This window comes from Nonomuraea glycinis (assembly GCF_014646515.1).
GTDB classification, from domain to species: Bacteria; Actinomycetota; Actinomycetes; order Streptosporangiales; family Streptosporangiaceae; genus Nonomuraea; species Nonomuraea glycinis.
This window is the reverse complement of the sequence record NZ_BMNK01000008.1, coordinates 188,267-206,751: the sequence shown is the minus strand read 5'-3', so window position 1 is coordinate 206,751 and position 18,485 is coordinate 188,267. Positions and strand designations below refer to the sequence as shown.

The window sequence follows — 18,485 nt, the reverse complement described above, 5'->3', positions numbered from 1 at the left end:
ACGCGGACAACAGCGGCCCCTCGCGAATCTCTTCGCGAGGGGCCGCTGGGCCGGATGGGTCAGATGCCCATCGACTGCGTGTCGTTGCTCTCGGCGCCACCGGCCTCGGTCACGCCGTTCTTGAGGTGGTAGCGGGCGATCGCCTCGCGCAGCACGTCGCCTTCGAGCTCGCCGCGCTTGACCAGGCTGGTGAGTACGGCCAGCGTGATCGAGGCGGCGTCCACGTGGAAGTGGCGGCGCAGCGCCGAGCGGGTGTCGGACAGGCCGAACCCGTCGGTGCCCAGCGAGGACCAGTCACCCGGCACCCACTGCGCGATCTGGTCCTGCACGGCCTTCATGTAGTCGCTGACGCCCACGATCGGCCCCGACGCCTGGGACAGCGCCTGGGTGACATAAGGCACCCGCGGCTCGGCGTCCGGGTTGAGCAGGTTGTGCTCGTCGCAGGCCAGCGCGTCACGGCGCAGCTCCGACCAGGACGTCGCCGACCAGACGGTGGCCGACACGCCCCAGTCCTCGGCCAGCAGCCGCTGCGCCTCCATCGCCCACGGGCCGGCCACGCCCGAGGACAGGATGTTGGCCTTCGGCCCCTGCGTCTGCGGACCCTCGGCGAACCGGTAGAGGCCCTTGAGCAGCGCCTGCACGTCGAGGTCGGCGGGCTGGGCGGGCTGCAGGTAGGGCTCGTTGTAGACGGTCAGGTAGTAGAAGACGTCCTCCGGCTGCTCGCCGTACATCCGCCGCAGGCCGTCCTGGACGATGTAGGCCACCTCGAACGCCCAGGACGGGTCGTAGGCGAGCGCGGCTGGGTTCGTCGAGGCGATCAGCGGCGACTGGCCGTCCTCGTGCTGCAGGCCCTCCCCGTTGAGGGTGGTGCGGCCGGCGGTGGCGCCCAGCAGGAACCCGCGGGTCAGCTGGTCGGCCATCTGCCACATCTGGTCGCCGGTGCGCTGCCAGCCGAACATCGAGTAGAAGATGTAGATCGGGATCATGTGCTCGCCGTGCGTGGAGTACGCCGTGCCGGCCGCGATCGCCGAGGCCATCGACCCCGACTCGGTGATCCCCTCGTGCAGGATCTGCCCCTGCACCGCCTCCTTGTACGACAGCAGCAGCTCCCGGTCGACGGCCTCGTAGTTCTGGCCGTGCGGGGAGTAGATCTTCGCCGTCGGGAACATCGCGTCGAGGCCGAACGTGCGCGCCTCGTCCGGGATGATCGGCACGAACCGGTGGCCGATCTCCTTGTCGCGCATGAGGTCCTTCAGCACGCGGACGAAGGCCATCGTGGTGGCCACCTGCTGCTTGCCGGAGCCCTTGCGGAAGCCCTGGTAGATCTCGTCGCCGGGGAGCTTGACCGGCTTGGCGCGCACGACCCGCTTGGGCAGCACGCCGCCGAGCGCCGCGCGGCGCTCCTTCATGTAGGCGATCTCGGGGTCGTTCTCGCCCGGATGGAAGTAGGGGGGCAGCTCGCCTTCGAGCGCGGAGTCGGGGATCGGCAGGTAGAGCCGGTCGCGGAACTCCTTGAGCTCGGCCTTGGTGAGCTTTTTCATCTGGTGCGTGGCGTTGCGCGCCTCGAAGTCCTTGCCGAGCGTCCAGCCCTTGATGGTCTGGGCCAGGATCACCGTCGGCTGGCCGACGTGCTCACGGGCGGCCTTGAACGCGGCGTAGACCTTGCGGTAGTCGTGCCCGCCGCGCGACAGCTTGCGGATGTCGTCGTCGGTCAGGTGCTCGACCATCTTGCGCAGGCGCGGGTCGCCGGCGAAGAAGTGGTCGCGGATGTAGCCGCCCGACTCGACGGAGTAGGTCTGGAACTGGCCGTCGGGGGTGGTGTTCATCTGGTTGACCAGCACGCCGTCGACGTCCGCCGCGAGCAGCGGGTCCCAGTCGCGGCCCCAGACGACCTTGATGACGTTCCAGCCGGCGCCCCGGAAGTAGGACTCCAGCTCCTGGATGATCTTGCCGTTGCCGCGCACCGGGCCGTCGAGCCGCTGCAGGTTGCAGTTGATGACGAAGGTGAGGTTGTCGAGCTCCTCGCGCGAGGCCAGGCCGATCGCGCCGAGGGACTCGGGCTCGTCCATCTCGCCGTCGCCCAGGAACGCCCAGACATGGCTGCGGCTGGTGTCCTTGATCTGGCGGTTGAGCAGGTAGCGGTTGAACCGCGCCTGGTAGATCGCGCCGATCGGGCCGAGACCCATCGAGACGGTGGGGAACTCCCAGAAGTCCGGCATCAGCCGCGGGTGCGGGTAGGAGGGCAGGCCGTGGAAGCCGTGCGACAGCTCCTGGCGGAAGGCGTCGAGCTGCCCCTCGTTGAGCCGGCCCTCCAGGAAGGCGCGGGCGTAGATGCCCGGCGCCGCGTGGCCCTGGAAGAAGACCTGGTCGCCCGACTCGCCGTGGTCCTTGCCGCGGAAGAAGTGGTTGAAGCCCACCTCGTAGAGCGACGCGGCCGAGGCGTAGGTGGCGATGTGGCCGCCCACGTTGGTGCGGGCGTTGGCGCGCGTCACCATGATCGCGGCGTTCCAGCGGATGTAGGCCCGGATGCGCCGCTCGACGTGCTCGTCGCCGGGGAACCAGGGCTCACGCTCCGGCGGGATCGTGTTGATGTAGTCGGTGCTGCGCAGGCCCGGCACGCCGACCTGGTGCTCGCGGGCCCGCTCCAGCATGCGGAGCATCAGGTAGCGGGCTCTCGTGCGGCCCTCCGTCTTGACGACGTTGTCGAGGGACTCGAGCCACTCGTTGGTCTCACTGGGGTCGACATCAGGCAGCTGGCTGGGTAGGCCGTCGCTGATGATCGAGAAACGCTGGCGTCCGGAAGCCACTGGGTCTCGCCTTCCGAGGATGACTGATGTCTGGTCTGGGTCGCTTTCCATCCTGGTGGCTCGTCGTAGAAAGTGCATCTCTACTAGCGAGTAACCAGGGGGTCCTGCTGGGTCTCAGTGGACTAGTCCACCGATGGTAGGACGAATCACGGCCTAGGTTAGCGCCGCATCCCAATTTAACAAGAGCGGAAAAGCTCCGAAATTTTGCCTACACGTCTTCGAGTATCCCCCTGCGGGGTCCACGCGTCACATCCGGGCGGGCGGAGTCTGGCCGGATGCCCGCTGAGCAGGCATTCTAGGGGGCTTCCAGGGGGTGCGGCGGTCGCGGGGCCGGCTGCCCGCGGTCGTGTCCCGCCCCCGTGGCGGCCCGGCGCACCGGCCGGCTGGGGAACTTGCCAGCAGACTCACAGGAACGGCCTCCCGGTAACAGTTTGGTCATCATTCCTTGCCGCCTCCGGGACGGCCCGCCTCTTCTCGTACGGCGCTCGACGTACGAACCTGGAGGTATGAGAGCGACGGTAGGCGATCGGCTCCTGGTGCACGGGAATACCGTTGGTGAACCGGACCGGAGCGGAGTCATCATCGAGATCCAGGGCCTCGGCGGCGGGCCCCCGTACCTCGTGCGGTTCGACGACGGGCACACCACCCTGGTGGTTCCCGGCCCTGATGCCGTGGTCGTGCCCGCATAGGATCTCCGTGTGAGATCTGAACTCATCTCGGTGGCCACAGGGTCACACGAGACGGTGCACGACATCACCCGCGAATGCGCGGAATTCGTCCGTACGCAGGGGGAGGACGGGCTGCTGCACGTCTTCGTCCCGCATGCGACGGCCGGAGTCGCGCTGCTGGAGCTCGGCTCCGGCAGCGACGACGACCTGCTTTCAGCGCTGCGCGAACTTTTGCCCGCCGACGACCGGTGGCGGCACGCCCATGGCTCGGCCGGGCACGGCAGGTCGCACGTCATGCCCGCGTTGATCCCGCCCTATGCCACAATCCCCGTCCTGGGTGGGAGACTGGCCCTGGGCACGTGGCAATCAGTGGCCCTCGTGGACCTCAATGTCGACAACCGGCAACGCCAGGTTCGGCTGTCGTTTCTGTCGGATTGATTCTGGCCGAGTACGGCCGTACCCGTGGCGACCGTTGACGACCGAGGGTCACAGCGTGTGGACTGTCCCGAAGCGATAAACCGCATATGCGGGGCCACTCAAGCAGGAGGGATAAACGTGAGCGCGACCGCGGGTCAGGCGCAGGGCGAGCGCGGCCTGGCCGAACGACTTGGCCTCAAGGCGGGTCAGGTGGTGCAGGAGATCGGTTGGGACGAGGACGTCGACGACGAGCTTCGGGATTCCATCGAGAGCCTCACCGGTAACGATCTGCTGGACGAAGAGACCGACGACGTCGTCGACGTGGTGCTGCTGTGGTGGCGTGACGGCGATGGAGACCTCTTCGACGTTCTGACCTCCGCGATGCGAGCACTCGCCGAGGGCGGTCAGATCTGGCTGCTGACTCCAAAGGCCGGACGTGATGGCCACGTCGAGCCGAGCGACATCGGGGAGGACGCCACGACCGCGGGTCTTTCGCAGACGAGCAGCATCTCCGCCGCGCCCGACTGGTCAGGGACCAGGCTCGTCACGCCGAAGGGCCGACGGTAAGGAGCACGGACGTCGCACGTACGGCAGGATGAGACGCGTGAACGCGCATCCTGTCGAGGTCGGTGCCCAAGCTCCGGATTTCGAGCTGCGGGACCAGCACGGCACTCCGGTGAGACTTTCTCAGCTCCGGGGCAGGAAGGTCGTGCTGGTCTTCTACCCGCTTGCCTTCAGCGGGATCTGCCACGGTGAGCTCACAGCGCTGCGCGCGTTCGAAGCCGACGCGCAGCTGCTCACCGTCTCGGTGGACTCCCTTTTCTCCCATCGTGCCTGGGCGGATCAGGAGGGTTTTTCTTTCCCTCTACTCTCCGATTTCTGGCCACATGGACAGGTCGCGCGGGCGTACGGTGTGTTCGATGAGGCGAAGGGCTGTGCGCTTCGGGGGACCTTCATCCTTGACGGCGAAGGCGTGATCCGCTGGTCGGTGGTCAACCCGGCCGGCCAGGCGCGTGACGTCGCCGACTACATCAAGGCACTCGCCGACATTTCATAACGGAGGCAACGATGCCCTGCTACCGCTGCGGGGCCCGGCAGACCGATCCGGTCCGCGGCGCCAGTCCATGGAAACGTGGCGTCCGCCGCGAAACGCAGGTGCTGGTCTGCCCGGACTGCCAGCGACTGCACGGCCTGGACCTGGAGGCGTGCGAGACCTGCGGGTCCACGACGCTGATCTGCCGGCTCGGTGAGGTGGAATGCCGCTCGTGCGGCGCCGTACGGGCGGCTCGCTCGGACTCCCTCGTGGGGTCGGACATGGGCGCGTCCTCCGCGTCCCCGGCGTCCTCCTCCACGCCCGCTGGGCTTTCCGGGCTCTCGGCCGAGGTGGAGGCCGCGCTCGACAGGGTGCTCGGCCGCGCCTGACACCCGACACCTTTCCGGACATTTGCTGAGCTGCGATATTGTCTCGTTCCGTGTCCTCTACTTCGTTCGTCGTCGCGCTGGACGTCGGTGGCACGTCCATGAAGGGCGGCCTGGTCAGTGAGTCCGGCACGGTGCTGTTGAGCGAGCGGCGGCACACCCCCCGCTCCGAGGGCCCGGAAGCGGTCGTGAGCGCCATCCGGGACTTCATCGGCCACCTCGCCACCTCCGGCGACGGCGCCCCCGCAGGCGTCGGACTGGCCGTGCCCGGCCTGGTCTCCGAGGACACCGCCATCTACGCCGCCAACCTCGGCTGGCGCGACGTCCCCGCCAAGGACTTCACCGGCCTCGACGCCCCTATCATGCTCGGCCACGACGTCCGCACCGGCGGCCTCGCCGAGAACGTCCTCGGGGCCGGCCGAGGCGTCGCCGACTTCCTCTTCCTCCCCATCGGCACCGGCATCGCCGGAGCCATGATCGTGAACGGCGAGCCGTACGGCGGCACCTCCGGCTGGGGCGGCGAGATCGGGCACATCCCCGTCTTCCCCGACGGGGAGCAGTGCGCCTGCGGGCAGTTCGGCTGCCTGGAGACGTACGCCTCGGCCGCCTCCGTGGGCAGGCGCTACAGCCTGCGTGCGGGCCTTGAGGACGTACGGGCCGAGCAGGTGGTCACCTCCGACGACCCGGTGGCCATCGAGATCTGGGACGAGGCCGTGGAGGCCCTATCCCTGGCCCTGGCCACGTACACCCTCCTCCTGGACCCGTCCATGATCGTCCTCGGTGGGGGACTCGCCGAGGCGGGGCCCGCCCTCTTCGACCCGGTTCGCACGCGCCTCGTCAAGCGCCTCGCCTTCCGCGCCGCGCCCCCGCTGCTTCCCGCCGCCCTCGGGGTGGACGCCGGGATGCTCGGGGCGGCGCTGCTCGGGTGGCGGGCGGCGGGGCGGCCTGAACTGGGGGCGGGGTGGGAAGTGGAGGTGCGGTCGGCGCCGTTGGTGTCGTAAGGTGTAGTGCCGATCAGGGGCGGTTAGCTCAGGGGTAGAGCACTCGCCTTACAAGCGAGGGGTCACTGGTTCGAAACCAGTACCGCCCACCTGCAAGCACAGTCCTCATTTCGAGGTTCCGAGAATCGCCTTGGGGACAAAATAGGGACGATCTTGAGAAGTCCCATCGGTCAGCGCTTTCACTACTTCTCATGCCCGCGCTTGGATGCATCAGCGTCATACGCGAGGAACTGTACGACCTGGTGGATCAGTTGCCGGAATCTGAGCTTCGGTTTGCCGTGGAGTTGATTCGCGGGCGTCTCGGTGAGACGGACGACGAGCGAGACCTGCCGTTCTTCGCGTCGTTCGAGAGTGAGCCCGATCTGGCCGAGCGCCATCAGGAGATCTTGCGCACGGAATGCTGCCGCCTGTCCACGCGGATGGAACAAGCGAAAGCCGTACGAACTCGGCAGGCAGGCCGACGGACGGACCCCGGGGGGTGGGGTGGCGGCGTGGAGTGTCCGCCGAACCTGCCTGCCGAGAGCGGAGGCACGACGAAGCAGGGTGGATGAGCGCCCGCCCCCTCCGGCCGGGAGCCACCTGTCTCGCCGCGCCTGTCATCACCTGGCGATGTACTCGGCCAGGACGTTCGCCGCGCCCTCCGGGTCACTGGTCGGGTGGCGCTTTTCGGCGTTGTGCCAGGAGTAGTAGGCCCCGCCGTACCCGACGAACACCCACACCGGCAACCCGCGCTCACGCCGATGCACCATGAGGGCACTGTTGTTGTCCCGCAGTTCGGCGTTCACGCCGAGGGGCGTGAGCCGGTCACGCAGCACGATGAGCATGTTGCTCTCTTCTTCGTTGCGCGCGAAGAGAGCCGTTGCCGCAATCATGATCGAATTCATCTCCCGTTCCTTTCGGCCCGGCCGCTTCCGAGGCAGTCGAGACACTCCCGCTCTCTGCTTGAGATCTCATCTCCGTCGTGATCGCCGATGAGAAGCGCGCGGCGCGAATCGCACAGCTTGATCCCGCGCCCCCGGCACGCCGGGCAGGGCAATGTCTCGCTCTTCTCATCAGGCCGGATCACCGTCGCCATCTCCTCGTTCATCCGGCGTTCCCTGTGGCGGGAGGCCGCGTGACGTACCGTGGTTGATTGATGACAAGTCCACCGGCAACCGCGTTCGAGCAGGACCCCTGAACGGCCCCCTCATTTCCCCTTTCGAGCCCCCAGCCGGGAGGAAGACCCGCAGATGCCCGACTACATCCCGAACGTGCGGCTACGTGCCTGGCGCAACGAGAAGCACCTGTCCCGCTGGCAGATGGCCGAGCAGATCAACGCCACCCCGGTAGGTGTCGCCGAGCGACTGGCGTGCGATGAGGAACGGGTCCGGCGCTGGGAGGCCGGAGAAGTCCGATGGCCTCGCACGCCCTACCGGCTGGCGCTCACCCAACTGACCGGCCTGGAGCCGGAAGCGCTCGGGTTCTCACGGAACAGGCAGTCAGGCAGCCGCCTCATCGAGGCTCACGTGATGCCGGTGGACGCGTTGCGGGCCGAGGCTGACCTGTACGGGACCATGGAACTCGCCCAGCAGCTTCAGGCGTCCGACGTCGGGACCGGAACGTTGGAGGCTCTCGCCGAGGCCGTCGACCTGCTGTGCCGCGCCTATCCGGTCGTGCCCGCTGGCACGCTACGGGACCGTACGCAGAAGCGCCTTGCCCAGATCAACCATCTACTCGCCGGACGTCTCACCCTTGCCCAGCACCGCGAACTGCTGGTGATCACCGGATGGTTGACCGCCCTGCTGGGATGCGTGCACTACGACCTTGGGGAGAGGGAGGAGGCCGAGACCGCGCGACGGACCGCGTTCGAGATGGGCCGCCAGGTCGGGCACGGGGAGTTGGTGGGCTGGGCGCACGAGATGTCCGCGTGGTTCGCCCTCGTCGAAGGCCGTTACGAGGATGTCGTGACCGCCGCCCGGATGGGGCAGGCCGTGGCCGGCACCAGCAGCGCCATGGTGCAACTCACCTTGCAGGAGGCTCGCGGCCTGGCCCGCATCGGCGACCGCCGCGAAGCCGACCGAGCCCTCACCCGCGGAGCCGAAGTCCTCGGCAGCCTGCCCATGCCCGATCACCCAGACCACCACTTCGTCTTCGACCACGCCAAGTGGGTCTTCTACGCCGCCACCTGCTACACCTGGCTCGCCGACGACGACCGCGCCGAAGAACACGCGCGCGAAACTATCCAGATGCACACCCGCCCAGACGGCACCTCCAACGCCCCCATGCGAGTTGCCGACGCACATATAGATCTCGGCATCGTCCACGCCCGACGCGGCGACCTTGATGCAGCAGTTGGCGAGGGCATAGCCGCTTTTGATATCGATCGGCGCTCCCTTACGGACCTCGTCAATCGCGCAGGAGACTTGGACCGCGTCCTACGTCAGCGCTACCGGCGCGAAGCCCTTGCCAGAGAGTTTCACGAACGTTTTGTGACGGCACGGCAGGCCCTCGCGAACCGACGCCCAGGCCTACTCGATTGATTAGATTATTCCCTGTCCCACCAATCCTTCAAGTCGTCAACCACTAGATGATCTTTTAGTTCTCGTTTGAGCCATTGCAATGTCTTTGGGTAGACCCTCTTTGGGCTCCTGACCCTCACATGAAGTATCTCGTCTGGGTCTAGCCGCCAGGGCGAAGAGTCAGAATCCCTTCTTAGGGGATAGGCGTCCAGTTCTATATCTATAATCGTCCACTCGTTGGTTCTATCTCCCAGGCAGCATCTGAAGCGTGCAGTTGGATGGCTATTCGTCGAGGGACGATCATTGGCGTATGACTCGTAGAGCTCGCACCACTCTTTGATAGATGTGCCTGCTTGCCATTCAAATAGGGCAACCTGGCCAGGGAGTAGGAGGTAGGGCGCGCGACCAAGATTCAGTGCCATCGGTAGATCGATGTGTTCTGGGTGAAGTTGTGACTCGCCCTCGGCGAGTCTCACGCCCTCCGGTCGAACTTGTATGGACGAGGGGGAGTCATTTCTAATAACGCCTCGTACGAGGAATTCTATATTGTCAAGTCCTTGAACGCCTCGATCCTTGATATCCGTGGGCGGAGTGATGCTTTTAGATGCCATGTCGCCATCTTTAAGAAATGTTTGATAAGAAATCCAGTGGGGACCCTTAATGGCCTCTATTCCTATGATCAAATTAGGAGCATTGGCGTCTATTCGTGACCGGGCAGCATCAAGGACGGCAATTTCGTTCGCCAATCCAAAGCGATTAGATTCTCTGGCAGCCTCGTAAGCTTGCAGGACTTGCTTCTCGGCAGCTTGCACCTGCTCGCATGCAGCCTGGGCCTGAATGCGAGCTGCAGCGGCCTGCGTTCTTGCGTACCGCAGAGCCCATCCGGAGACCCCAAACGAAGCTAGCGATATTCCAATCGCAATCCAATCCTCCATGGGTACAAGGGTACGATGCAGCCAAGGAATCAGTAAGCCATAACTGGGAATGTGTTCCTATTGAACCCTCTATCGAACCCTCAGCGGTTGCCGAGTTGTTCTTGTATGGATCAAGCGGCGGCGCGGCGCACCGCCGTACCTCCGGCCCTCCACCCGCCCGCCGTCCGGGCGTGCGGCCTGGGGGCCGGTCCCGGACGCCGGCGGGACACCGGGCCGGGCACCGCGCGCCGGCCCCGCCGTACCAACCGAGCGCTCCGACCGGGGTTGCCGCGTCGCCGCACAGATGCAGCCCTACGATCGCCACTGCATGGCTGGACTCCGTAGGTGCTTGGGGGCGATCGACGATCCAGGGTTCGTTCCTCACCCTGGCTCACCGGAGAACGTGGCTCCAGCTCCGTCCGTGCCCATCGTCACTCAGGCCCATGTCGTCGAGGTGCTGGCCTGTCGGTGACGGCTGCCATCATGCATGTAACTGATCATGGGAGTTACGGTGATAGACGCACACGAAGAATTTGGCTGGCTCGCAAAGTATGGCCCGTTCTATGACGTCTCCTGTGTCACCTTCGCCCGATCCCTCAGCCCTCGTGAGGCGTTGACGCGTCTCGGTGCAGACTGCAACGGGATCGGAGAGGTGACCTTTGAAGAGCACCAAGAACGAACGATGAGGTACATCGACTCGGACAACATGCTCACCAGCTATGTGGGCGCGCTGGAGATGAACGGCTGGACCGTTCTGATCCAGCTCTGGACTGGATCGATCGGCCTCAACAGGCTCCTACTACGCAGCCTCTCTCGGGCGACTGAGGTCGTGTCGATCTCTCGCAACCTCCATGCTACGGACTATTTCGTCTACGCGGTCGACAGCGAAGAGGTCACAAGCTTCGATCAATTGGTTCCCGATAGACGCTGGGGCAGTGATCCCGACCGCCTGGTCAACGAGATGCGTGAAGTCGGTCTGGCCTGGGAGGGGCCCGGCATCGACGCCCCCTTCCCACGGTCGTTCGCGCTGGCGAAGAAGATCACGGGCCTCTCTTTCTCCGAGGACATGCTGAGCACACCATTCCTCGGTGCCGCAATCCGTGACTGATGACCGGGTCCAACGCCCATACAGTCGGTCGCGGTGGCAGGTCAAAGGTAAGAGTCGAATCCAGAGGTCAGGGGCCTGATGCAGTCAGGTACGTCAGCCCTCTGTACTGCCGCGGGGTTCTCGGTGGCGACCAGCCCTCGACGTGAGAACTTGTCCATCCGTCACAGCGTGCCATTCGCGTGCCATTCGGCGGGCACGGCGCGACGAGGAAGCCCCGATCAAGCGGCATGGATGCGGGCGAGATATGCATGATCGTCGTGCCATTAGCGTGCCATTAGCTCTGACCGGGCGGCTTCTGAGAAGTTGGTGGTGGCGTAGAACAGGACCAGGTCAGCGGCACGCGCAGCCGATCATGGCTCCTTACAAGCGAGGGGTCACTGGTTCGAAACCAGTACCGCCCACCTGCAAGCACAGTCCTCATTTCAAGGCTGCGAAAGTCGCTTTGGGAGCCAAATGGGTGACGATCTTGAAAAGTCCGTCTGGTCGGTCCCGCCGCTTCTCGTGTCTGATGTGTGCCGTGAGATCTTGCGCTCGGAGTGGGTCCGCTGATGTACGTGAGGTTCCAGAGCCCGACAGCGAATGAGCGGGGGACATACCCGGGCGCGTTCGGCCTCGTCAACCTGGCCGCGTAGGAGTGTCTGTCTGACGTGCAGGAGTGGGTCAGACGTGGAACGACGGCTGGTTCGAGGCGAACTTCAGCAACTCCGGGGCGGGCCGGGGGAGTCGCGGTTGGCACTGGTGGTCGGTTGGCCAGGTCTGAGGCGGTTATCCAAGGTTGCGCAGGAAGGCGTTCTCCAGGTGCAGGGAGAGGTCGGCCAGGGACCAGTCCTCCTGTGCGGCGCGGTGGGCCAGGTTCTCGTGGAGTTCGGCGCTCACAGGGATGATCTGGCGCCGTGAGTCGAGGATGGGCTGGTACTTGCGGCGGAGCTCGTGGTCGTGGCGGCGGATGAAGTCGAGCAGCCCTTCGTGGTCATGCGTCAGGTCGGTGACCGCGAGCACTGCGCGGTCCCTGAGCCAGGTGGGCATGGGGTAGTGCGCCCTGGCCTCCTCGACCAGCCGGGCGGGGTCGGTATGGTCACCGTCCCCTGGGGGCGTGGGGAAGCTTCCCGCCAGCACGACCATCAGCCGGTCGGTGGGGAAGCCGCCCGGCAGAGGGCGGCCCTCGATGAGGGGCCTGACGACGCTTGTCAGCGTGCGCCCTGAGTGCTGGGCGAGCAGGACGTCGATGGCGTCGACCAGGATGACGCCCCGGTGGATCGTCGCCGGTCTGCCAGAGGAGCGGGAGACCAGCTCCTCGACGATCTCCGTCACCCACCACGGCTGCCCGTGGGCATCCTTGACCGCCTCCGCGTCCTGCCCGGTCAGCGCAGCCGCGTCCAGCACCGCCCACGGCACGTCCCAGACCTCGGCCAGCGCCTTGACCAGGGCGGTGCGCTGGCCCGTACGCGGGTCGACCAGCACCACGCACTGGCGGTCCGCGCTGCCGCCGGGCGAGCCGTAGTGCCTGCTGCTGGCCACCGCCAGGGTCTCCCTGGCACGGACGGCTCCCGGCAGGAGGTTGGCGAGCTTCCGCGAGACCTGGTGCGGGGTCAGCACCCGGCCGCCGGTCGACGGGGAGACCAGGGCCGCGGAGTTCAGCCCTCTGCCGACCAGCTCGGCGTCGATGATCAACGCCGGCTCGCCGGGCTCCGCGCGCTCGTACATCGTGGTGGCCAGCGCGTTCTCCATGACGCCGCGCAGCCCGCGCGCACCGACGCCGCGCAGGAGCGCCTCGGCGGCGATCCGCTCGACGCCGTCCTGGGTGAAGACCGTGCCCTTCCTGCCCTGGAGAGCCAGCAGCTCCGCGTACTCGTGGGTAAGGCCGTTCTGCTCGTTCTGCAGGATCCGGACCAGCTCGGCGTGGTCGAGCGGGAGCGTCGCGGTGATCACCGGGAAACGGCCGACGAGCTCGGGCAGGAAACCGTACTCGATGACGTCTTCGGGCAGGATGTGGTCCATGAGGGCGGACCGGTCGCCGAGCGCGTCCTCGGGCAGGCTGAGCCTGCGCGCCACGTGCTCGGCGAGGCCGTTGAAGGCGCCGAGGCACACGAACAGCACGTTCTTGGTGTCGAACTGGTAGAAGTCGAGGTTGCCCGACAACTGTGCCTCGTTCTTCGGCACGTCCACCACCGAGCCCTCGACGAGCTTCAGCAGCTCCTGCTGGACGGCCCCGCTGGAGGCCCTGCTGCGCTCGCCATGGCCCAGGGCGAGCTTGTCGAACTCGTCGACGCAGATGATGCCGTACTCCGCCCGGCGCAGGTTGAAGGAGCCGGCGATGAGCAGCCGGTAGAGCATCTTCTCGACGGTGACGCCGCCGTAGCCGGTGCCGCTCAGCACGGTGGCGTTGGTGATGACGAACGGCACGTCGAGGTAGCGGGCGATCGTCTCCACGAGCATCGTCTTGCCGGTGCCGGTGGGGCCGAGCATCATCACGTTCGCCTTGCGGATGGCCACCGGCGGGGCCTCGAACCTGTTGGCCATCATCAGCCGCAGATAGTGGTTGCTGACCGCGACGGCCAGCCGTTCCTTGGCGATGCGCTGGCCCTCGATCCTGGAGTCCAGGTGCCGGACGAGGTCTGGCGGGTCCCGCAGGTCGACCCGTGGCAGGATCCGCGTCTTGGCCTCGATGAAGTCGTCGAGGGTCAGCGGCGCGGCCGTCGATCGCGTGGCGGCGGCCGCAGCCGCCCCCTGCACGAGTTGCTGGAGCTCGGCGCCGGTGAACCCGGCCACGCCCGCCGCGATGGCCCTGATGTCCACGCCGGCCGCGAGGCGGCTGTGCTCCTTCAGCAGCAGGCTCAGGATGTCGGCGCGCTGGGCCTCGTCAGGCAGTCCGAGGTCGATGCGCAGGCCGAAGCGCGTCGGCGCGAACAGCGCGGGATCGATCACCCGGGGGCGGCTGGTGGCCGCGATGACGTACACCCGATCGTTGACGACGAGGTCGTCCATCGCGGTCATCAGCTGGGCCATCGTGCGGTGGGCCTCGGCGTCCCCGTTGGCGCCGACGCTGGGACCGCTGCTCCGCTCGGTGGCGATCAGGTCGATCTGGTCGATGAAGATGACGACCGGTCTGTTGCGGGCGGCATTACCGCTCGCCTCGCTGAAGGCCTGCCGCATCCGGCTGGAACCCATGCCGATGAGGAGTTCGTGGAACTCGGCGCCCGAGTAGGTGTAAAGGGCAGTGGCCGCCTCACCGGCGATCGCGCGGGCCAGGGCGGTCTTGCCGCACCCGGAGGGTCCGGTGATCAGAACCGCTCTCGGTACGTCACTCCCGAGCGTGCCGTACGGTTTGCGCAGCCAGGAGACGACGGGTTCGAGCTTCTCCTTGGCCTGGTCGAGCCCGCCGAGCCGGTCGAATCGGTCCTCCGGCTTCTCCGACGGGCGGCCGAGGGTCTGCACCTGGCTGGGCTGGTTGGCGACCATCTGCCGGAAGCTCGCCGCCAGCATCCGGATCGCCAGCCCGACGAAGATCAGCGGGAGGCTCACCGCCAGGACCAGCGCCCACGGCACGCCGAGCAGCCAGGTGAACGCCGTCGTGGCCCACGTGCCCAGGTTGCGCCATTCGCCGCTGAATATCAGGTAGAACACGATCGCGAGAGAGGGCACCGCCAACGGCCTCAGGAATCTCACAGGTCTCCCCCCTGGCTCAGGGTCCGGTATGGGTGAACAGCGCCCAGAGGAGCGGGGCGTAGGGCTGACGTTCTCGCAGGGCGAGCACGGCTTCATGCAGCGCGTCGGCGGCGCTCGCCGGATCCATGCCGCCCTGGCCGTCGCCCAGCCGCGCGTAGACCTGGGCGGCCACGTCGGGCGCCGTACTGTCCTCCAGCTGCCACTGCGCGCCGATCACGTGCCGGTAACCCGCCAGGTGCACGGCTGACGACAGCGTGACGGCCTCGTCCGACAGGCGTTCGTCGCCGCGCGAGGTGTCGCAGCCGGACAGGAACGCCAACTGGGCGTGGTCGGACAGGTCGAGGCCGGCCAGGTCGCGCACGGTCAGCGGCCCGTCCTGCAGGGCCAGCCACGCGTGGACCGGGCTGGCCGTGTCCTGTGCGCCGTGGCAGGCGAAGTGCACCCACGGGCTGGCCCTCAGCACCGTGGTCACGGCCTCGCGGGTGGCGCTCGGCCCGCGCAGCAGCCGGGCGCTGGGGAAGTGCTCGCGGAAGATCGCCTCTTCGCGCGCCGCTCCCGGCAGGTCGGTCGCGTCCGGCGTGGCGGGCATCGACACGATCAGCGGCCGGCCGCCTGGCCGCGCGACGGGCGGCGGGAGCGCCCTGACGTGGGCGAGCGCCCGCAGGGTCGGCGTGTAGGAGGACACCACCCGGTCCATGACGGTGCGGGGTTCGGGCTCCCGTCTCGTACGGTGGTCTCCTGAGGCGTGCAGCGGCAGGAAGGCCGCCAGCCCTGTCGGGCACCACCAAACCCGGCGCGCGCCGGGAAGGGCGGCGAGCACCGGCTCCGTGACGGTGTCCCAGATCCAGCGGAGCGTCTCCTGGACGGTCTCCCTGGCCGTCAGCTGTCCTGCGAAGTCCTGGGCCCCTCCGCCGAGCGCGTCGATCGCCTTCGTGAAGGCCGTCACCCGGCCCTCGACCGCCTCCGCGGAAAGGTCCGACAGCGGCACGACGGTGACGTTGCCGTCGGCGACGATGAGGGCGTCGCAGCGATAGCGGCTGATGTTGAGGACGACCACGGGACCGTCCGACGCGGCCTCGGCCAGCCGCGCGAAGTCCATCGACCGGTGAAAGTCCTCGAACCCCGGCTGCCGGCGGATCTCCGCCACCAGCTCGGCGTGCCGCCTGGCCGCCGCGTGCCTGCGGTCCATGTCGGCGGGCTGGGCGTCGAGATCGGCGTAGACCTGCGTGAGGCGGTCGCTCAGCTCGGGCAACTCCTGGGTCAGCCGGTCCCGGGCGGCTCTGGCGTCGAGCGCCTGCGCCAGCAGGACTCCCCGGCCCTGCTCCAGCAGCTCGACCGCCAGGCGGGCGTCGCCGGTCTCGAGCGCGCAGGCGGCCGCGTCGCTCGCCGCCCCTTGGAAATCCGCGAGCAGCCGCTCCTGGTCACCGGGGCTCAAGCCGCGCCAGGCCATCGCTTCCAGCAACCCGACCATGACCCCGAATCCCTGTACGGCCAGCGCGAAGTCATCCTGGCCCGCGGCGAGGCGTCCCCAGAACCTGGCGGCGCCCGCGCGCGAGCCGGCCGGGGCCGCCTCGATGGCCGTGGTCTCGCGCAACGCCTCGATCGCCCGCGCCCGCAGGCGCTCCGCCTCGCCCGGCTCATCGTCGGCCCAGCGGTCGAGCATCAGAGCCAGCTCGTTGAGCACGCTGGCCCTGAGCGGCTGCCCGGGGGGCGTCAGCTCCAGGGTCTCCCGCAGGAGGCGCACCGCCCTGGCGTACGGGGCGGGCTCGCCGGTGGCCTTGGCGCGCAGCGACAGGCTGACGCCCAGCGTGGAGAGCCACAAGGGGTATTCAGCGTGCGTGACCGGCCCGGCCGCGACCGCGCCCTCCAGCATGTCGACGGCCTCGTCGAGATCGTCGATCACATGGGCGGGCCTGGGGCCGTCCCGTACCTCGTGGACGAGCCGCGCCAGCGCGTCGGCGTCGGCGGGCAGGGGGATCTCACCGCGTGCCAGGCGCTGGATCAAGTGGGTGATTCTCCGCTCCCGCTCGGTCACCAGCATGGCCTCGGCCTGCGCGATCAACGCCAGTCCGAGGCTGGCCATCATGCCCGCCCGGCTCACGTGCGTGTCGCCGAGCCTGGCCAGGCCGGCCCGGAGCAGCTCGACCGCGTCACCGGACGACGCCGCCGCCTGGTCGTGGACCATGAGCGCGTTGGCCAGGTTCCTCGTGGCCAGGCCACCGTCCGGAGTCTCCCGGGGCACGGCGGCGACGGACTCACGCAGGATCAGCCTCGCCTCCTCCAGCGAGGCCGTGTCGTCGTACTGGACGTACCGCTGGAACAGGGCGCTGCCGAGGTTGGACAGGTAGGTTCCGCGCAGGGAGTGCTCGGGCGGGGTCAGCCGCGCGCACGTACGCAGCGTCTCGATCGCGTCGTCCAGGTCCTTCTTGAGCCCGAGCTCCTCGAATCGCGCGATCAGGGAGCCGCCGAGGTTGGCCCGGTAGAGGCCGGCGTCGTAGTGGTGGTCGGAGGTGGCCCGCACCGCCTCGCTATGCGCCTCGATCGCGCCGTCGATGTCCTGCCTGCGGTGCCCCCGCTCGTAGGCGTAGTGCAAGGCGATGCCGAGGCCGGTGAGGGCCATGCCCCGGTTGGCGTGGTCGGGCGGTGTCAGCGCCACCCCCTCCCGGCACAGCCGCAGGGACTCGGCCAGGTGCTCCTCGCGCCCGGTGATCTGGTAGGCGATCGTGTAGGTGTTGGCGAGGTTGGCCAGGAACAGGCCGCGCTCCGGGTCGCCCTCGGGTAACCGCTCGACGCCCGCCTCCAGCAGGTCCTGGGTCGCCTTGAGGTCGGCGGTGGAGCCGGTCGCCTGCATCCTGCGCCCCATCGTGGTGCCCAGCGCGGACAGCAGTTCGGCGTACGCGGGATGCCCGGCGGGCAGATCGGCCAGGGTCGTGCGCATGGCCGCGATGACCTCGTCGAGGAGCGTGAGCCGGCCCGACATCATCGCGACGATCGAGGCGTAGTAAGCGATCTTGATCAGGTGGTCGGTCCGGAGCGCGTGCTCCTCCGGCAGCAGCGTCATCTGCTCGCGGAAGTGGGCGATGAGCCGATCCAGGGTGAAGACCCGCTCCGAGACCTCGATGCCGTGGTCGAGCACCCAGCCGAGCCCTGCCCTGATGCTGCGTCGTTCGATCTCGCTCGCCGTGGGGAAGCGCTGCCGTACGACCTCGAGCAGCTCGCGCAGGCGCCGGTCGCGGTCGGGCAGGTCCCATCGCTGCAGGAGCAGCATGGTCAACTTGACCACCCGCGACAGGTAGTAAGCGTGATCGGGGCCGGTCTCCCGCACCAGCCGGGTCAGGATCGCGTGCGTCTCGTCCTGATGCTCGCTGAGCCGCTCCGGATCCAGCTCGACCTGCTTCTCCAGAGCCAGGACCAGGTTGACCATCGCCGAGTCGCGCAGTTCGGGATCCAGCCCCGGGCTGTCGCTCACCTCGCGGAGCAGGGCGACGGCCTCGTTCAGCACGCCGCTGTTCTCCGCCGCCAGGTTGCGGTCGGGCCGGTGCAGCTCGTAGGTGTTCAGCAGCGCGGTGGCCCGGCTCAGCCTGGCCACCGCGCCGGTGTCGGTGCCCTCAGCCAGCCGTACGGCGGCGCGGTGGACGATGAGCGACTCCGCGATGTCCTCGATCCGCCCGACGTGGTCGAACCGCATCGACAGCCCGTCGCCGAGCGCCGACAGCCATTCCGCCCGCTCGGGATGACGCTCGGGCACCTGCTCCAGCGCGTCCCTGAGCATGTCCAGCGCCTCGTCCAGCTGCTGGAGATCATGTGTCGACGGGTACTCACGGATGATCCACGCCGCTCGCCGTGCGGCGCGGACGGCTCGGCCTCGTCGAAGCATCCGTATCCTTCCGCGCGGGCCGGTCGAAGGATTCTCCTTGATTAGAGCACCTCCTTGCGGTTCGTTCCTGGGGATGTGTGTGTTACCAACCGGCTGCCTTGCCGCCCCTC

General features: G+C 67.7%; 15 protein-coding genes and 1 tRNA gene. 9 read left to right on the top strand and 7 right to left on the bottom strand.

The features are described from left to right. Positions 1–59: 59 nt before the first annotated feature. Complete coding sequence (gene aceE / locus IEY87_RS23560) at positions 60–2,807, bottom strand: pyruvate dehydrogenase (acetyl-transferring), homodimeric type (RefSeq protein WP_189140918.1); 2,748 nt, start codon at positions 2,805–2,807, stop codon at positions 60–62. A gap of 506 nt (positions 2,808–3,313) precedes the next feature. On the opposite strand from aceE, the gene IEY87_RS23555 reads away from it, so the two are divergent. The 7 genes from IEY87_RS23555 to IEY87_RS23525 all read left to right on the top strand — a co-directional run bounded on the left by IEY87_RS23555 (position 3,314) and on the right by IEY87_RS23525 (position 6,401). Next, the gene (locus IEY87_RS23555; RefSeq protein ID WP_189140917.1) at positions 3,314–3,496 is read left to right on the top strand and encodes a DUF1918 domain-containing protein; all 183 of its coding nucleotides are present in this window, start codon (positions 3,314–3,316) and stop codon (positions 3,494–3,496) included. Positions 3,497–3,505: 9 nt separating this feature from the next. Next, positions 3,506–3,913, top strand: a complete 408-nt coding sequence (locus tag IEY87_RS23550) for a secondary thiamine-phosphate synthase enzyme YjbQ (protein WP_189140916.1) — start codon at positions 3,506–3,508, stop codon at positions 3,911–3,913. A 117-nt stretch (positions 3,914–4,030) separates the two neighbouring features. Then, complete coding sequence (locus IEY87_RS23545) at positions 4,031–4,459, top strand: DUF3052 domain-containing protein (RefSeq protein WP_189140915.1); 429 nt, start codon at positions 4,031–4,033, stop codon at positions 4,457–4,459. Between the two features lie 37 nt (positions 4,460–4,496). Then, the gene (locus tag IEY87_RS23540) at positions 4,497–4,949 is read left to right on the top strand and encodes a peroxiredoxin (protein WP_225277539.1); all 453 of its coding nucleotides are present in this window, start codon (positions 4,497–4,499) and stop codon (positions 4,947–4,949) included. Positions 4,950–4,960: 11 nt separating this feature from the next. After that, a complete protein-coding gene (locus tag IEY87_RS23535; protein ID WP_189140913.1) occupies positions 4,961–5,314 on the top strand; it encodes a hypothetical protein in 354 nt (117 codons plus the stop codon). 50 nt (positions 5,315–5,364) lie between these two features. Then, entirely contained in the window at positions 5,365–6,312 is a 948-nt protein-coding gene (locus tag IEY87_RS23530; RefSeq protein ID WP_225277540.1) for an ROK family protein, read from the top strand. Between the two features lie 17 nt (positions 6,313–6,329). Further along, positions 6,330–6,401 (top strand) — tRNA-Val (locus IEY87_RS23525). Positions 6,402–6,494: 93 nt separating this feature from the next. Here IEY87_RS23525 and IEY87_RS23520 read toward each other — a convergent pair. The 3 genes from IEY87_RS23520 to IEY87_RS23510 all read right to left on the bottom strand — a co-directional run bounded on the left by IEY87_RS23520 (position 6,495) and on the right by IEY87_RS23510 (position 7,399). After that, entirely contained in the window at positions 6,495–6,689 is a 195-nt protein-coding gene (locus IEY87_RS23520; RefSeq protein ID WP_189140912.1) for a hypothetical protein, read from the bottom strand. Positions 6,690–6,911: 222 nt separating this feature from the next. After that, positions 6,912–7,184: a hypothetical protein gene (locus tag IEY87_RS23515; RefSeq protein WP_189140911.1), complete on the bottom strand. Its 273-nt coding sequence runs from the start codon at positions 7,182–7,184 to the stop codon at positions 6,912–6,914. A gap of 8 nt (positions 7,185–7,192) precedes the next feature. Next, complete coding sequence (locus tag IEY87_RS23510; RefSeq protein ID WP_189140910.1) at positions 7,193–7,399, bottom strand: hypothetical protein; 207 nt, start codon at positions 7,397–7,399, stop codon at positions 7,193–7,195. 142 nt (positions 7,400–7,541) lie between these two features. Between IEY87_RS23510 and IEY87_RS23505 the strand changes: the two genes are divergently transcribed. Then, on the top strand, positions 7,542–8,831 hold the full coding sequence (locus tag IEY87_RS23505) for an NsdA family TPR-like regulatory protein (RefSeq protein WP_189140909.1): 1,290 nt from the start codon (positions 7,542–7,544) through the stop codon (positions 8,829–8,831). Positions 8,832–8,836: 5 nt separating this feature from the next. Here the strand turns inward: IEY87_RS23505 and IEY87_RS23500 are convergent, their stop codons facing one another. Then, entirely contained in the window at positions 8,837–9,745 is a 909-nt protein-coding gene (locus IEY87_RS23500; RefSeq protein ID WP_189140908.1) for a hypothetical protein, read from the bottom strand. 478 nt (positions 9,746–10,223) lie between these two features. Between IEY87_RS23500 and IEY87_RS23495 the strand changes: the two genes are divergently transcribed. After that, entirely contained in the window at positions 10,224–10,832 is a 609-nt protein-coding gene (locus IEY87_RS23495) for a DUF6461 domain-containing protein (RefSeq protein WP_189140907.1), read from the top strand. A 765-nt stretch (positions 10,833–11,597) separates the two neighbouring features. Here the strand turns inward: IEY87_RS23495 and IEY87_RS23490 are convergent. Both IEY87_RS23490 and IEY87_RS23485 read right to left on the bottom strand, forming a co-directional pair. Continuing rightward, complete coding sequence (locus tag IEY87_RS23490) at positions 11,598–14,498, bottom strand: AAA family ATPase (protein ID WP_189140906.1); 2,901 nt, start codon at positions 14,496–14,498, stop codon at positions 11,598–11,600. Positions 14,499–14,514: 16 nt separating this feature from the next. Then, positions 14,515–18,375, bottom strand: a complete 3,861-nt coding sequence (locus IEY87_RS23485) for a CHAT domain-containing protein (RefSeq protein ID WP_189140905.1) — start codon at positions 18,373–18,375, stop codon at positions 14,515–14,517. Between the last annotated feature and the right edge of the window lie 110 nt (positions 18,376–18,485).

What these genes read in the sequence shown, in the direction of transcription:
- IEY87_RS23555 (WP_189140917.1), top strand. Translation starts at nt 3,314, where the DNA reads ATGAGAGCGACGGTAGGCGATCGGCTCCTGGTGCACGGGAATACCGTT.
- IEY87_RS23500 (WP_189140908.1), bottom strand. Translation starts at nt 9,745, where the DNA reads ATGGAGGATTGGATTGCGATTGGAATATCGCTAGCTTCGTTTGGGGTC.
- IEY87_RS23515 (WP_189140911.1), bottom strand. Translation starts at nt 7,184, where the DNA reads ATGATTGCGGCAACGGCTCTCTTCGCGCGCAACGAAGAAGAGAGCAAC.
- IEY87_RS23510 (WP_189140910.1), bottom strand. Translation starts at nt 7,399, where the DNA reads ATGAACGAGGAGATGGCGACGGTGATCCGGCCTGATGAGAAGAGCGAG.
- IEY87_RS23495 (WP_189140907.1), top strand. Translation starts at nt 10,224, where the DNA reads ATGGGAGTTACGGTGATAGACGCACACGAAGAATTTGGCTGGCTCGCA.
- IEY87_RS23535 (WP_189140913.1), top strand. Translation starts at nt 4,961, where the DNA reads ATGCCCTGCTACCGCTGCGGGGCCCGGCAGACCGATCCGGTCCGCGGC.
- IEY87_RS23485 (WP_189140905.1), bottom strand. Translation starts at nt 18,375, where the DNA reads ATGCTTCGACGAGGCCGAGCCGTCCGCGCCGCACGGCGAGCGGCGTGG.
- IEY87_RS23505 (WP_189140909.1), top strand. Translation starts at nt 7,542, where the DNA reads ATGCCCGACTACATCCCGAACGTGCGGCTACGTGCCTGGCGCAACGAG.
- IEY87_RS23520 (WP_189140912.1), bottom strand. Translation starts at nt 6,689, where the DNA reads ATGGCGCTCGGCCAGATCGGGCTCACTCTCGAACGACGCGAAGAACGG.